Raw genomic sequence first — 13,601 nt, forward strand, 5'->3', positions numbered from 1 at the left:
CCTCCTTCTTTCGTCCAACCTTTTCTATTGAATCCGTCATAAGCTGACTAGGAATAGATTAGAAGATGGAAGGAGCATTCAAGTGGACCGATATTATAGGTTTTGCCACCAAAATGTTGGCAGAGTTGCGAGAATCACCGACAAAAGAGGCCGCGTCCATGTCGGAAGAATCGTCCGTGTATCACCAAGCAAAGTGTATATCGCCCCGATGATCAGACGGGGAGGCCGCGGATTCGCCTACGGATATTACGGAGGCGGATGGGGTTGGGGGCCTGCATACGGACTTGGCCTCGGTCTAATTGCCGGTGTAGCTCTTGCAGGCTTGTTTTTTTGGTAACATGAAAAGGCCGATAGATATCGGCCCTTTCCCTTTTATATCTTTTTCACCTGTTTAAAATACTCTTCAAGCGTCAAGTCGTGTTCTTGGATGACTTTAGCCGCTTTTTTGCCTACATAGCGCAGATGCCAAGGTTCGTACTTATATTTCGTAATGTCTTCTTTGTTTTTCGGATAACGGATGATATAGCCGTATTTGTAGGCGTTCTTCTCGACCCATTGTCCGTCTTTCGTATTGCCGAAGTCCTCTGATAAGGCGAAGCCGTTGCTTTTGCTGGAAATATCCATCGCAAGTCCTGTCTGATGCTCGCTTTGACCCGGATATGCCACAGCTTCTTTCGCCTTTTCTTCTCCCTTTTGGCTGACTTCGTTGTTATAGATCGCTTTTTGTCTGTCATAGGATCTGTAGCCGGACACCGCAGCCAGTTCATAGCCTTCTTTCTTAGCGGCGCTGAACATCTCTTCAAGTGCTTTGGCGGCTTCTTTTCTGATATACCGCTTGTCGATATCCTCGGTAAAAGAAAACGCGACATCAGGCACTGTCAGGTCGCTCGGTGCATAGTTGCCGGGAAGCGCGTACTCTTTATTGACGAGCGCCAGTATGTTTTCCGGATTTTGAATCGTCGGCAGCCCGTCTACATCTTTTATTTGATTAAAGTACTTGCTTTCGAGTATGAAGTCCTGATCTTCCAGGTTGCTGTCAGCCTTTTGGTCTTTTGCATCTTTGCTTGCATTTGCAGTGTTCTGTGTTTTAGCCGTGTCATTTTGCTTCTGTTCGGTCATGGTACATCCTGTGCCAAGCAGGACCGCTGCACTCAGCAATGAAGCAATCGTCACGTATTTGTACTTTCCGTTCATTCGAATCCATCCTTTTTCAGTGCATGTATCTGGTTACAAAGCGGTATCCAGAGCCAGCAGAATCATATCATTAAAGGTCGTCTGTCTTTCTTCCGCCGTTGTTTCTTCGCCGGTAATAACGTGATCGCTGACCGTTAAAATGGAGAGGGCTTTTCGGCCGAATTTCGCAGCTAATGTATAAAGTGCCGTCGTTTCCATCTCGACCGCTAGCACTCCGTGTTTGGCAAGCTTCTCAATTTGGCTGTCGTCATTATAGAATTGATCCGCCGTAAACACGTTCCCTGCCGTAACCGGGATGTTCCGCTCACTTGCAGCGTCATAAGCAGCTTTTAACAGGCCGAAGTCTGCGCAAGGCGCAAAATCGATCGAACCGAATGCCACTCTGTTGATTTGCGAATCGGTTGATGAAGTCATTGCCAGAATGACATCTCTTACATTAACGTCTTTTCTGATCGCACCGCACGAGCCGACGCGGATCAGGTTTTTCACATCATAGCTTCTGATCAGTTCATTAACATAAATTGAAATAGACGGCACACCCATGCCCGTCCCCTGTACGGAAACGCGCTTTCCTTTATAAGTGCCCGTAAAGCCGTACATTCCCCGTACTTCGTTATAACATTCAACGTTTTCCAAGTATGTATCAGCGATATATTTTGCACGCAGCGGGTCCCCCGGCAGCAGCACCGTTTCTGCAATTTGTCCTTTTTCTGCGCCAATATGTACGCTCATGAATATTCCTCCTGCCTTTTTAAAGCTGATTGGTGATGATGATTGCAGCATCCACTCGCATATGTATTATAAACCAACATCGCGGAAAAAGAAAATAAAGCCCTGCTCCGCTTCGGCATCATTCTTTTGTTGTCATGTTTAAAAAAGGACAGGCATACCTTTAAAAAAGAATCATTACGATTAGCTATTTCAGGATGGAGGATAAGCGATGTTTCGTTCACTTAACAGTTATTTAATCGACTTTACCGGGCTTGTCGTCATTGGTGTTTTGATATGCCTTGTAACAGCCGGCGGATCGTTCGCCGCAGGCCTCCCCTTCCAGATTCCTGCTTCCGTTCAGCAGCTGAATACGATTTTCATCAGCATTTTAATCGAAGCTCTTCCCTTTGTGTTAATCGGGGTATTGATCGCCGGTTTCATCCAGATCTTTGTGACTGAAGAGCACATTCGCTCGCTTTTTCCGAAAAACAGGTTTTCAGGAGTCATTGTCAGCTGTTTGCTGGGCGCTTGTTTTCCGGCTTGCGAATGCGGAATTGTCCCGATCGTGAGAAGGCTCGTCTCAAAAGGCGTTCCCATCTACGCCGGTGTCGGCTTTCTGTTGACAGGTCCGCTGATCAATCCGATTGTCATCTTATCCACTTATATGGCATTTGGCAATGATTTGCGAATGGCCGTTTTAAGGGTTGCTGTCGGTTTTGCCGCAGCGGTCATCATCGCTTTTGCGATCAGCATGATGTTCCGCTCCAGCCAGCTGAAAACGGAAAGCCGCAAGACAGCTGCACACTGCACCCATCCCGGCAGACAATCCCTTTTTACGGAAAAGCTATTTGATATGCTAAAACATGCTGTTGACGAATTCTTTGATATGGGGAGGTTTCTGATTATCGGCGCTTTAGTTGCCGCACTTGTGCAAACCTACCTCCCGTTAAAATCGCTGTTTCTGTTCGGAGGGGGCATGCTCGACTCGGCATTGGTCATGATGGGACTGGCTTACTTTTTATCACTGTGCTCTGAAGCGGATGCATTTATCGGCGCTTCCTTTACCAATTTGTTTCCATCCTCATCAATCCTTGCTTTTCTCGTATACGGACCGATGCTCGATTTAAAAAATACGGTCATGATGCTGCATGCGTTTAAGCCGAAGTTCGTCATTTGTTTGTCTGTTCTGATCACAGTTGTTGTCTATGGTTGTATCAAATTTGTCAGTTTGCTGTAGAAAGGAGGTTTTACCAATGGTTTTTCAGCCTCGGCAATTTTTGCGCGCCCTCGTGTTGGCGGCTTTTTCCGTCTTGATTTTCAAGCTCCATTACACAGGGGAAATTGATAAGCTGATCAATCCGAAATACGATTACACAAGCCTCATCGCCGCAGGTGTGTTTGCGTTTCTGTTTATCATTCAGCTGACAAGGATCTGGACGGTGAAGGATGACCACACTGGAGATTGCGGCTGCGGACATGATCATGGCGAGTCAAAACCTTTTTTCATCAGACTGATGCATAATGGCATAATCGCTCTTCCCCTTATCACCGGATTCACCCTTGCCCCAGCTGTACTGAATTCGTCTGTCGCCGCCAATAAAGGGACGATGCTCACCAAAACGGAGATCGCCCCTCAAACCGAAGGCGAAAAGGAACATGTCATGACACCGGAGATTCAGCAGGGGCTCGCCGATTCAGCAATGCCGAAGTCGGCGTATGACCGGAAGATGGAGCAATTTAAGCATGAAAAGCGAATTGTCATGAATGACGATATGTTTGCAGACTATTATGATGAAGTGACAAGCCGTCTTGATCATTACATTGGAAAGGAGATCACGGTCAAAGGCTTCGTCCATAAGGAAGCGGGGCTGAGCGCACGCCAGCTCGTGCTGTCCCGATTTATGATCACGCACTGCATCGCAGACGCCAGCCTGATCGGGTTTCTCGCCGAATGGAACGGCGCAGAACAATTGCAGCCTGATACATGGATTGAATTGGAAGGTACGCTCGGCAAAGCATCTTATAACGGCGCTGTCATCCCGATCATCCGCACGAAACGATGGAAGGAGATCAGCGAGCCGGAGCAGCCGTATGTCTACCCGGCCGCAATCAATATGACAGAATAAAGACGACTTTCTCCTGGATAAATAGCGGGGCGTTTAGTCATCCTATTTTTGAGGAAGGAGGTCATAAATGATGGGCAAAAAACAGCGAAACAGAGTCACCGGACTGAAAAAGAACAACCACATCCCGACAAAGGACGTCATTGCGGCAGAGGATGCACACGAAAAGGAATTCAGCGCCAGAAAACGAAAGAATACAACATAAAAAAACTGCGGACAGCGCTTCCGCAGTTTTTCTGGCTTACGATGACTGCAGCAAAATGCGGTTGATTTTGCTCCATCCCGTAGACAGCAGTTTATAATAGGTTTTTCCCTTTCTTCCTTCATCGATTAAAACGATGTCGCCTGTTGCAAGGAATCTCGCCTTATAATCATTCGGCACCGTGTCATAAACATTGAAAGTGGAAAATGTCCGCTCCAGCACATCTTCATGGGTTCTGCCGTTTATTTCCGTTCTGTAAACCATTTCATATCCCTTATCTTCACCAAAGCAAGGCGTTTGAAAAATCGTCACATCATAAAGTGTCAGCTTCTTTTTAAACAGTTGAAACATTAACGGCAATACAGATCCCTCCTTTTTTTATACAATTGGCGTTTCGCGGCTCAATCCCTTTGACTACTTTTGTCGAACAAGCGGGTACTTTTCGCCAATTTTTTTGAAGATGAAAAACAGCGCCAGACCGAGAGAAAATCCTGAGATGACATCTGTCATATAATGAACGCCGAGATACATGCGGCTAATACCGATGAGTCCGACGATAAGGCCTGTCCACATGTAAAGTGTGCGGCTGCGTTGTTGAAAAAAAGGAATGCAGAGTAAAAGGAGATATGCGATAGACGGATATATGCTCGCCGCATTCATTGAATGGCCGCTCGGAAAGCTGTGTGACGGTTCGTGCACGAGCGGGTTTATCTCAGGGCGCTCTCTGGCAATCGAGCCTTTTAAAGCTTCATTGGCCGTTCTCTCAACAAAAAATAATAAATAAAGATACAGTGATGCCGCTGCTTTTTTATAGACGGCAAGTACCAAAGTTAAAGCAAGCATCAGCGGCAGCATGAAGCCGCTTGATCCAAGCTCTGTCACCGCCTTAAAAAACGCTGTGAGGACCGGGTGTCTGACAGATTCTAGAGCTTGTATCACGCTCACATCAAACGATTGAACCGCCGGGATGCGGATAAGAATGGCCATGATTGCAAAGACAGCGGCTGAAAATAGTGCTTTATACATTGAAAAAATCAGTGCCTCCTTGTCATTGTTTTTAAACATTTTACACCCGGCTCCCCCGCCGGGCAAATATATAAGAAAAACCGGGTATTTGCGCCCCGGTCCCCTTTTTTTCAATCCTCTATATGCTCATCTATCATACATTTTGCAATCAGATAATCAAAGGTGATATCGGCAATTTCGAACAGTTCGTCCTCGCTCGGTATGTAGCCTCTTCTTGTCAGCTCTAGATAAAAAAAATCAGCGATTTCTTCTGTATCTATCATTAGTTCAATTTCTTTCATTGTGATCGCCTCCTTATTCTGATGTATGAGCTGGCATCCGCTTTTATAACCGGTTTGTCATAATGTTTGTCCTCTGTCATATACATGTCGTAACAAGACAAAAGCCGGAAGGGGAAAGAAAATGATCCAAAAAACGCTTGAAGCAATTGACGGAGAAGGGTTTGACCTGGTGTTGGGGAAGGTCTTGAAAGCCATGTTCGGCCTGATTGTGTTCGGCTGTTTTCCTTACTTTTTATATTTGTTGTTTATCATTTGAAATATTCTTTCAGGCTGCTTAACACAAACTCCATCATTTCTTTATATTCCGCATCCTGAAACATTTCATACAATACTTTATAGTCATTGTAAATATCAAGCAGCTCATCCACGACAGCAACAGCCATGTTGCGCTCATGTTCCTGCTCCTCGGGATCCCCCGCAAATGGCAGAAACACCTTTTCAGATATCGGTTCATCAAGCTCTTGTCCGGATTCGCCGACATAATGAACAAACAGAAGCTGATGGACGAACTGGTCCATTTCGTAAGTTCTGAGGACGAGCGTTAAATCTTCTTCTTCGGTTTCAAGCCATTCCCCGTCTTTCAAACGGGTCAGCTCGTAAATGATATCTTCCCAGCCATCCTCCACATATCTCCAAATTTCCGTTCTGTGCCCGGTGATTTTAAACAATTCTTTACCGTAATCTTTTACATAGACGACATCCCCGATTAAAAATTCATATTCGATGTCAAGCTTTTCCGTATCGACAATGACCCCGTCATAATCTTTGTAGAGCTGAAGAGAAGTCTCAAAATAAAGCACTTCATTATGATTGACTTCATACAAAAAATGCTTATCGATTTTATGAACTTTTGTAATCGTTCCGACCGTCCCGTACATCACGACAACGACAACATCCCCGACTTTGAATTTAGGCGCGTTTGACTTCATATTTGGATTCCCCCTTGCCTTAAAGCTTCCGTGTTACGCTTATCGTATGCTGAGTGCTGTTAATTCGCATGGGCTAAGGTTCCAATGCCCGATGAGTTTTCCGAAAAGCCCAGCCGGCCCGGGAGAACGCAAAAAATCCGCAGTTCTGAATAACTGCGGATTTTTTATCGCTTTGTTTCCGAAATATATTGCTCCCAAGCCTCATCAAATGTCGTCATTGACGATAAATAATCCCCATTAAGCTCAAGGTAAGAGCTGATTTCATCGTAATGAGTTGATGTCTTGGGAAATCCGTGATCAAGATAAGCGTGGTTCGCAAATTCACTGATCGCGTCCTTCGGTTTCGGATGGCGGTATTTCATTAAATAATGGTAAAAAGACTTCACGGTCTCCCCTCCTGTCCTCTTTTGATGTTCTATTATACAGGGCGTCTGAAAAAATACAAACAAAAAAACCGGCAAAAAGCCGGCTTCATGAAGAAAAATCAAAGTAATTGCGCTTCAATATGCGCTCTGTTTTCATCAGCGCATCATACGAAACGGACGAAGGCAGTTTTTTTGTATCGATCAAGAGCAGCTGATTTTCAATTTCCCAAGTGACATTGTCCTCCTGATAGACCATGCCGCAGCCTTTGCATTCCACCGCAGGTGTATCGGTGATTTCGATCGCTTTCGTCCCATCAGGAAGCTCCCAATAAACCGCCGTGCGGGCTTCCCCGGCTTTTTCTTCGCTGCACCATTCACACCTCTTCATTGCACACGTCCCTCAGCTTCGCCTTCTTTTTTTTGCTGGGCAAGGAATTTCTTTTCTTTCAATTCATCGCGCTTTGCCCGGCGGCTTTTCAATGTTTCATGATCGGGGCTTGCGGAATAGCTCTCCCTTCTTTCAAGCCGTTTTAAGCCGTCCGGTGTGTATGAAAGAGCTTGATCTGCATAGATTGCCGATATGCCGATCTCCTCTTTTTCCTTCATTACATCAGGGAAGATCTCGGCAAAATAGTCGTCCGCTCTTCCCGGAATGTAGTTTTCAGGCTCAGGATAAGACGTAATGACGCCTTCAAAATTGCGGAGCACGACTTTATCGGGGCTTTGCGAAATCAAGTAATTCGGCTGTATGGCGATTTTTCCGCCCCCGCCCGGCGCGTCAACGACAAAGGTCGGCACTGCATAGCCGCTCGTGTGTCCGCGCAAGCCTTCAATGATTTCAAGACCTTTGGAGACAGGCGCTCTGAAATGGCCGATTCCTTCAGACAAATCGCATTGATAAATATAATACGGACGGACTCTGATTTTCACCAAATCATGCATCAGCTTTTTCATAATGGGAACGCTGTCATTTATACCGGCCAAAATCACGGCCTGATTGCCGACCGGCACCCCGGCGTTGACCAGCTTCTCACAGGCTTCCTTCGCTTCCTTCGTGATTTCGATGCTCGTGTTGAAATGCGTATTCAGCCAAACGGGATGATACTTTTTCAAAATGCTGCAAAGCTTGTCGGTAATCCGCTGCGGGAAGACGACCGGGGCTCTCGTGCCGATCCGGATGATTTCCACGTGCGGGATGGCGCGAAGGTTTTTCAAAATATATTCAAGAATTTGATCGTTAATGAGAAGGCCGTCCCCTCCTGAAATCAGGACATCCCTGACATCGGGCGTATCCCGGATATATGCGATCGCCTGATCGAGCTGCTTTTTCGGCACGCCCATGCCGATTTGTCCGGAAAAACGCCGCCTTGTACAGTATCTGCAGTACATCGAGCATTGATTAGTGACGAGAAACAAAACCCGGTCCGGATAGCGGTGGGTTAAGCCCGGGACAGGCGAATCTTCATCCTCATGAAGGGGATCTTCAAGATCGTATTTTGTTTTGTGCATTTCTTCTGCGAGCGGCACCGACTGCATTCTGATCGGACAGCGCGGATCATCCGGATCCATCAGTGAAGCGTAATACGGCGTAATATTTAAAGGGATCGTCTTTGTAGAGATTCGCACCCCTTCTTCTTCCTCTTTCGTCAGATTGACGACTTTTTTCAAATCGTCAAGCGTTCTGACGGTGTTGGTTAGCTGCCAGATCCAGTCGTTCCATTTTTCTTCGGGAACATCTTTCCAAAGCTCAATATCTTTCCAGTGCCTTTTCGGCTGAAACAGACCGTTTTCCATCTTTCATCCCCCTATCAGCATTTTCCCTATACTTTTCAGGTTATGTGACCGGTATGAAAAGTGTCTCTTCAAATGTAAAACCGGCGGAAGACCGCTTTTTAAGAGCGGCTTAAATTTTTGCACCAGATGTTCATGTTCTCCATGCTTTGATAAATGAGGCAGTTGTTCAATAGCCGGCCCCTGTATGAGTATGATAAATGATAAAGACTGGCGTTCATCCCGAAAGAAACCGCTCTTGCGATTGAAAAAACGTAAAAGATACCCGCTTGTTGCAAATCGGTTTCGAGCGCGGCAATCAGCCGCCTCGTCAATGAAAAGCCCCTGTATTCCGGCAGGACGGCGCAGTCGGTTATTTCCGCATTCCCCAAAACGGGATTCACGTCTGCACCTGCTGATGCAATCACTTTTTCCCCGTCAAAAGCGAGATAGTAAACGGCCCCTTTCCCCATCGCTTCCTTAAGATATGCCGGATCTGAAACAGGCGCGGGGTATACAGGAAAGACGCAGTTGTAGAGATCGGCGAGACCAGGCGCATCACTGGAGGCGGCCCGCCTGATTTGAAAGGAAGCGTTTTGGGCCTCCGCGATGCGAGGAGTGCTGAACAGCTCTGTCAGCATTTGATCCTGCGCAAGCCAGTCAGCGGTTTTTCGCCTGTCTTCTTTCACATATTTTACGAACACGTCAGCATCATGCCCGTTAAAGTATCCGTCAATTTTTCCTTCCGGTTCAAACGTCCGCTCAAGCAAAGCGTTTCTGTCAGTCGTTTTGGTAAAAACGATCATTTTCCCTATGCCGTGTTTTTTTGCTTCTTTCAATATGGCGGGAAAAAATGAACAGACATCGCCTTCATAATTGATGATTCTGATTCTTTTACTGAACAAGTCGACATCCACTTCAAGCGTACAGCTGTCATTGCTCCATTTTTCCACCATATTTAACCTCCACAACAGCTGATCTTTTCATCGTTCATAATCACACCAATTCATAATAAACAAGCTGATGATTTTGGCTGACTGGATCAGAGCTTCTTTTTCAATGTATTCATTTGCCTGGTGAGCCATTTTCGTTTCTCCCGGTCCGAAGACGATGACAGGGGTGCCTCCGGCGTGTGACAATATTCCGCCGTCTGTCGCCCACGGGGAAGCTTCGATTAGAGGATCTTTTGCCGTGATGGTTTGATAGGCGGATTTCAGTACTTTCGTCAGTTCATGGTCTTCAGCCAAATCGTTTGGGAGCCACATGGCGCCGAACCATTCTATGTCAACAGGGTAGTGTTTAAACCATTCATCATGGTATTGAAGATCATTGAGCCAGTTTTCAAACTCGGACTGGACGGCTTCAGGAGATTCGTTCGGAGCGATTCCGCACCTTCCTTCCAGTGTCACCGTGTCGGCGACCGATGAAGGCCATGCGCCTCCGTTGATCGTGCCGATGTTAATCGGAACCGGAATCGGGATATTGTCATACAAAGAATCTGTTATTCTCTTATTCCTGACCTGTTCAAGCTGGCGGAGCGACTGGATGACAAGCATGCTTTTTTCAATGGCGCTGACACCTTCATATCTTGTGCCGCCGTGTGCAGAAAGCCCTTTGACCGTGATTCTGAACCACATCGATCCCTGCTGCTTAATAAACATTTTCATATTTGTCGGCTCGGGAATCAAAGCGCCGTCCGCCTTGTAGCCCCTCATGACGGCCGCCAGCGTCCCGGCTCCGCCACACTCCTCGTCTACGACACTTTGAAACATCAGGTCTCCTTTTAATTGAACCCCGCATTGCTCCAGCGCTTCCATCGCGATTAAAAGAGCCGTATTGCCGCCTTTCATGTCAGTTGTGCCTCGGCCGTATATCCGTCCTTGCTTCATGACCGGCTGAAACGGCTCCGTCTCCCAGTCTTTTCTGTTTCCTTCAGGTACGACATCGATATGTCCGTTTAAGATCAGCGATTTCCCGCCGCCCTTTCCTCTTTTGACAGCCGCAATATTCGGGCTTTCTTTAAAGCTTGTTCTGTCTGATTTAAACAGCGGGTGCTGTTCCAATTGCTTCATGCTCGGCTCCCAGACATCGATTTCAGCTTCGAATTGCCTCAGTTTCTCCAGGACGACAGCTTGGGCGGTAAATTCACTGCCCATTGTGCTTTTTTCTCCGACAAGTTTTTTCAAAAGGCGAACCGCTTTTTTCTCGTGCGAATCGATCCAATCGCACACCTTTCTCTCTATGTTCTCCATCCAATTCCTCCTCTTACGAAAGCGGCAGTTCGATCCGGACATTTCCATCCGTCAGCCGCAGCACATCATCAAGATCCTCTTCATTCATCAGCTCTTTTAATACAAAGCCGCCGCTGTCAATGGTGATCACGGCTTTTTCTGTAATCACCATGTCAACGCAGCCTTTTGCTGTCAGTGGCAGAGTGCAGTCGGCGACAAGTTTGGGTGCGCCGTTTTTATCGGTATGGCTCATCACGACAATGACTTTTTTCGCCTTTTGGGCAAGCTCCATCGCCCCTCCCATTCCAGGAACCTTTTTGCCGGGGACGATCCAGTTGGCTAGGTCCCCTGACTGGCTGACCTGCAGAGAACCAAGAATCGTGACATCAATCGCGCCCTTTCTGATCATGCCGAACGACAGAGCTGAATCAAAATAAGAAGCGCCTTTTACTACGGTGACAGGCCAGCCTGCCGCATTGCAAAGATTCTCATCTTCCCTTCCTTTTTCAGGCGACTCGCCGATGCCGAGAAGCCCGTTTTCAGATTGGATCATAACGGAAGTGCCCGGGTCTAAAAAGTTGGGAACTAAAGACGGAATGCCGATGCCCAGGTTGACAATCATTCCGCTTTTGATTTCGCGGGCCGCCCGTTTTGCAATTCTCTCCCGCTCTATGACTCCCAAACCCATTTCCAGTTCACCCCTTCCGTTTCAGCGACACCTTCGACAAAAACACCGGGTGTTACAATTTCTTCTTCATCGAGATCCCCAAGGGGAACGATCCGCTCTACTTCGGCAAATGTCCGATCAGCAGCCATTGCCATAAGCGGGTTCATGTTACGCGCCGTTTTGTCGTAAATGATATTGCCGAATTCATCGGCGGTTTTCCCATAAATAAAAGCGTATTCCGCACTCAGCGCTTCTTCGGCAAGGTATGCGCGACCATTCAAAGAAACAATCTTCTTTCCTTGACGCACCATGTCATTATCGATCCCAATATCGGTCAATATGCCGCCAAGACCTGTGCCGCCCGCACGGATTCTTTCCGCGAGCGTCCCTTGCGGTGAAAATTCAACGGCGAGAAAACCGTCAGTCATTTGTTTTCCCGCAACAGGATTTGATCCGATATGGGAAGCGATCAGCCGCCTTACGCGGTTATTGACGATTAATGGACCGATGCCGATGCCGGGAAAGCCTGCATCATTGCATATGACCGTTAAATTTTTTACGCCTTTTTTCAAAATCGCACTGATGAAAGAAGGCGGTGAACCGACTCCCCCAAATCCGCCAAACATGACGGTCGCTTCGTCTTTCAAATCAGCAATCGCATCTTCAACAGCAATACGTTTGTTCAGCACCGTCATCTTTCGCGTATCACCTTTTCTGCTTGTTTTTCAGTCTCGTGTACGGCATGTTTAAATATATGAATGAGCTCTTCCAGCTCTTGATCCGATATCGTAAGGGGCGGTGCAATGATGACCGCATCTCCCCCGCCGCCGTCAATACCCGCCTGGGACGGATAAAGAAGCAGGCCTCTTTTTTTCGCTTCGGAAATGACGAGAGCCGACACCGGCATTGATGAAGGAAATGTCTTTTTGCTTTTTCGATCGGCGACAAATTCAATCCCGAGAAGAAGCCCCTTGCCCCGAACGTCGCCAATGATGCTCGACTGTTTCATGACTTCTTTCAGCATCTTTTTCAGCTTTTCCCCTTTTATCCGGGCTTGTTTGACAAGATCGTGCTTCAACATGTAGCGGAGAACGGCGAGCGCCGCACGGGCTGAAAAAGGGTTCCCGCTGTACGTATGTCCGCTCATGATGACTCCTGAGCCGTTTTTGACCGTTTCCATGATGTCATCGGATATGACCGCTGCGGCAATCGGTGAATACCCTGCGCTCATCCCTTTGCCAAGTACAGCAATATCCGGGGTCACACCCCAATGTTCAATCGCCAGCAACCGGCCGGTTCTTCCCATCCCGCTCATGACTTCATCCGCGATAAAAAGAATTTCATTTTCTTCGCAAATCTCTTTTACTTTTTTGTAATAACCATCAGGCGCTGTTATGGCTGCTCCAGCAGCCCCGATGACGGGTTCGGCCACGAAGCCCGCGATGAATTGCTTGCCGATCCGTTTAACGGCGAGCTCGATTTCTTTCACGCACGCTTCCTGGCATTCGGGATGAGAAAGCCGGCACCTGTAGCAATTTGGCGCGGAAGCGGCGGGATACTTGTGCAGCATGTGCGTAAACCTGTAGCGGCGCTCATAAAACCCCGACAGCGACAGGGCTCCGTTTGTAATTCCGTGATAGCTGTTCCATCTTGAAAGGAAAATCGTTTTGTCGTTTTGTCCTTTTTCCTGCCAGTATTGAACTGCGATTTTCATGGCGGTTTCAACAGCTTCCGACCCGCTGTTGACAAAAAAAGACCAATTCAGATCACCCGGCAGCCATTCAGCGAGGAGTTCGGCAAGCTGTTCAGCCGGTTCACTCGTAAACTGTGAACGGTAGACAAATGAAACGGCATCAAGCTGTTCTTTGAGAGTCGCAATCACTTCTTGTACACCGTGCCCGAGATTGCAGGTAACAGCCCCTGAACAACCGTCAAGGTACCGCTTTCCGGAATTGTCGACAATCCAGCTTCCTTTTGCATACTGAACGACCGGATAACTTCCATGCAAATCCGGCTTAATCAAAAACGACATAAAAACTCCCCCCTTCCCCAATGAGAGGTTTTTCTTTACATTATATGAATGGGGAAAAGGCGGCATTCTC

The 13,601-nt window shown here is 47.3% G+C and carries 19 protein-coding genes; 5 read left to right on the forward strand and 14 right to left on the reverse strand.

What is annotated here, in order from left to right:
- The first annotated feature begins 82 nt into the window (after window positions 1-82).
- A complete protein-coding gene (locus MST20_RS06490; protein WP_243940916.1) occupies window positions 83-337 on the forward strand; it encodes a hypothetical protein in 255 nt (84 codons plus the stop codon).
- A 35-nt stretch (window positions 338-372) separates the two neighbouring features.
- On the opposite strand, the gene MST20_RS06495 is transcribed toward MST20_RS06490, so the two are convergent.
- Both MST20_RS06495 and deoD read right to left on the reverse strand, forming a co-directional pair.
- A complete protein-coding gene (locus MST20_RS06495) occupies window positions 373-1,194 on the reverse strand; it encodes a M15 family metallopeptidase (RefSeq protein WP_243940918.1) in 822 nt (273 codons plus the stop codon).
- A gap of 33 nt (window positions 1,195-1,227) precedes the next feature.
- Window positions 1,228-1,926: a purine-nucleoside phosphorylase gene (gene deoD, locus MST20_RS06500; RefSeq protein ID WP_003182742.1), complete on the reverse strand. Its 699-nt coding sequence runs from the start codon at window positions 1,924-1,926 to the stop codon at window positions 1,228-1,230.
- 208 nt (window positions 1,927-2,134) lie between these two features.
- Between deoD and MST20_RS06505 the strand changes: the two genes are divergently transcribed.
- The 3 genes from MST20_RS06505 to MST20_RS06515 all read left to right on the forward strand — a co-directional run bounded on the left by MST20_RS06505 (window position 2,135) and on the right by MST20_RS06515 (window position 4,233).
- A complete protein-coding gene (locus MST20_RS06505) occupies window positions 2,135-3,142 on the forward strand; it encodes a permease (protein WP_243940920.1) in 1,008 nt (335 codons plus the stop codon).
- A gap of 16 nt (window positions 3,143-3,158) precedes the next feature.
- Window positions 3,159-4,031 carry a TIGR03943 family putative permease subunit gene (locus MST20_RS06510; protein ID WP_243940922.1) on the forward strand — a complete coding sequence of 291 codons (873 nt, stop codon included), beginning with the start codon at window positions 3,159-3,161 and terminating at the stop codon, window positions 4,029-4,031.
- Window positions 4,032-4,101: 70 nt separating this feature from the next.
- Window positions 4,102-4,233, forward strand: a complete 132-nt coding sequence (locus tag MST20_RS06515; RefSeq protein ID WP_023857374.1) for a hypothetical protein — start codon at window positions 4,102-4,104, stop codon at window positions 4,231-4,233.
- Between the two features lie 36 nt (window positions 4,234-4,269).
- Here the strand turns inward: MST20_RS06515 and MST20_RS06520 are convergent, their stop codons facing one another.
- The 3 genes from MST20_RS06520 to MST20_RS06530 all read right to left on the reverse strand — a co-directional run bounded on the left by MST20_RS06520 (window position 4,270) and on the right by MST20_RS06530 (window position 5,537).
- A complete protein-coding gene (locus MST20_RS06520; RefSeq protein ID WP_243941189.1) occupies window positions 4,270-4,581 on the reverse strand; it encodes a YodL domain-containing protein in 312 nt (103 codons plus the stop codon).
- 63 nt (window positions 4,582-4,644) lie between these two features.
- Window positions 4,645-5,256 (reverse strand): phosphatase PAP2 family protein, encoded by a 612-nt coding sequence (locus tag MST20_RS06525; RefSeq protein WP_243940924.1) that lies wholly within the window; start codon window positions 5,254-5,256, stop codon window positions 4,645-4,647.
- Between the two features lie 110 nt (window positions 5,257-5,366).
- Entirely contained in the window at window positions 5,367-5,537 is a 171-nt protein-coding gene (locus tag MST20_RS06530; RefSeq protein WP_020451846.1) for a YozD family protein, read from the reverse strand.
- Between the two features lie 121 nt (window positions 5,538-5,658).
- Here MST20_RS06530 and MST20_RS06535 point away from each other — a divergent pair, with 121 nt between their 5' ends.
- The gene (locus tag MST20_RS06535; RefSeq protein ID WP_243940926.1) at window positions 5,659-5,793 is read left to right on the forward strand and encodes a hypothetical protein; all 135 of its coding nucleotides are present in this window, start codon (window positions 5,659-5,661) and stop codon (window positions 5,791-5,793) included.
- Here the strand turns inward: MST20_RS06535 and MST20_RS06540 are convergent.
- The 9 genes from MST20_RS06540 to MST20_RS06580 all read right to left on the reverse strand — a co-directional run bounded on the left by MST20_RS06540 (window position 5,786) and on the right by MST20_RS06580 (window position 13,531).
- Complete coding sequence (locus MST20_RS06540) at window positions 5,786-6,466, reverse strand: hypothetical protein (RefSeq protein WP_243940928.1); 681 nt, start codon at window positions 6,464-6,466, stop codon at window positions 5,786-5,788. The genes MST20_RS06535 and MST20_RS06540 overlap by 8 nt on opposite strands.
- Before the next feature lie 164 nt (window positions 6,467-6,630).
- Entirely contained in the window at window positions 6,631-6,852 is a 222-nt protein-coding gene (locus tag MST20_RS06545; protein WP_020451849.1) for a YozE family protein, read from the reverse strand.
- A gap of 85 nt (window positions 6,853-6,937) precedes the next feature.
- Window positions 6,938-7,219 carry a YokU family protein gene (locus MST20_RS06550; protein ID WP_243940930.1) on the reverse strand — a complete coding sequence of 94 codons (282 nt, stop codon included), beginning with the start codon at window positions 7,217-7,219 and terminating at the stop codon, window positions 6,938-6,940.
- Window positions 7,216-8,625 carry a lysine 2,3-aminomutase gene (kamA, locus tag MST20_RS06555; protein ID WP_243940932.1) on the reverse strand — a complete coding sequence of 470 codons (1,410 nt, stop codon included), beginning with the start codon at window positions 8,623-8,625 and terminating at the stop codon, window positions 7,216-7,218. Before kamA ends, MST20_RS06550 begins: the two co-directional genes overlap by 4 nt.
- Before the next feature lie 98 nt (window positions 8,626-8,723).
- Window positions 8,724-9,557, reverse strand: coding sequence for a putative beta-lysine N-acetyltransferase (ablB, locus tag MST20_RS06560; RefSeq protein ID WP_243940934.1), 834 nt, complete (start codon window positions 9,555-9,557; stop codon window positions 8,724-8,726).
- Between the two features lie 27 nt (window positions 9,558-9,584).
- Window positions 9,585-10,853 carry a peptidase gene (locus MST20_RS06565; RefSeq protein WP_243940936.1) on the reverse strand — a complete coding sequence of 423 codons (1,269 nt, stop codon included), beginning with the start codon at window positions 10,851-10,853 and terminating at the stop codon, window positions 9,585-9,587.
- Window positions 10,854-10,866: 13 nt separating this feature from the next.
- The gene (locus tag MST20_RS06570) at window positions 10,867-11,520 is read right to left on the reverse strand and encodes a 3-oxoacid CoA-transferase subunit B (protein WP_243940938.1); all 654 of its coding nucleotides are present in this window, start codon (window positions 11,518-11,520) and stop codon (window positions 10,867-10,869) included.
- Window positions 11,502-12,194 carry a CoA transferase subunit A gene (locus MST20_RS06575; RefSeq protein WP_243940940.1) on the reverse strand — a complete coding sequence of 231 codons (693 nt, stop codon included), beginning with the start codon at window positions 12,192-12,194 and terminating at the stop codon, window positions 11,502-11,504. Before MST20_RS06575 ends, MST20_RS06570 begins: the two co-directional genes overlap by 19 nt.
- Window positions 12,191-13,531, reverse strand: coding sequence for an aspartate aminotransferase family protein (locus tag MST20_RS06580; protein WP_243940942.1), 1,341 nt, complete (start codon window positions 13,529-13,531; stop codon window positions 12,191-12,193). Before MST20_RS06580 ends, MST20_RS06575 begins: the two co-directional genes overlap by 4 nt.
- Window positions 13,532-13,601 lie beyond the last annotated feature (70 nt).

Source organism: Bacillus sp. B19-2, from assembly GCF_022832475.1.
Lineage (GTDB): Bacteria > Bacillota > Bacilli > Bacillales > Bacillaceae > Bacillus > Bacillus paralicheniformis.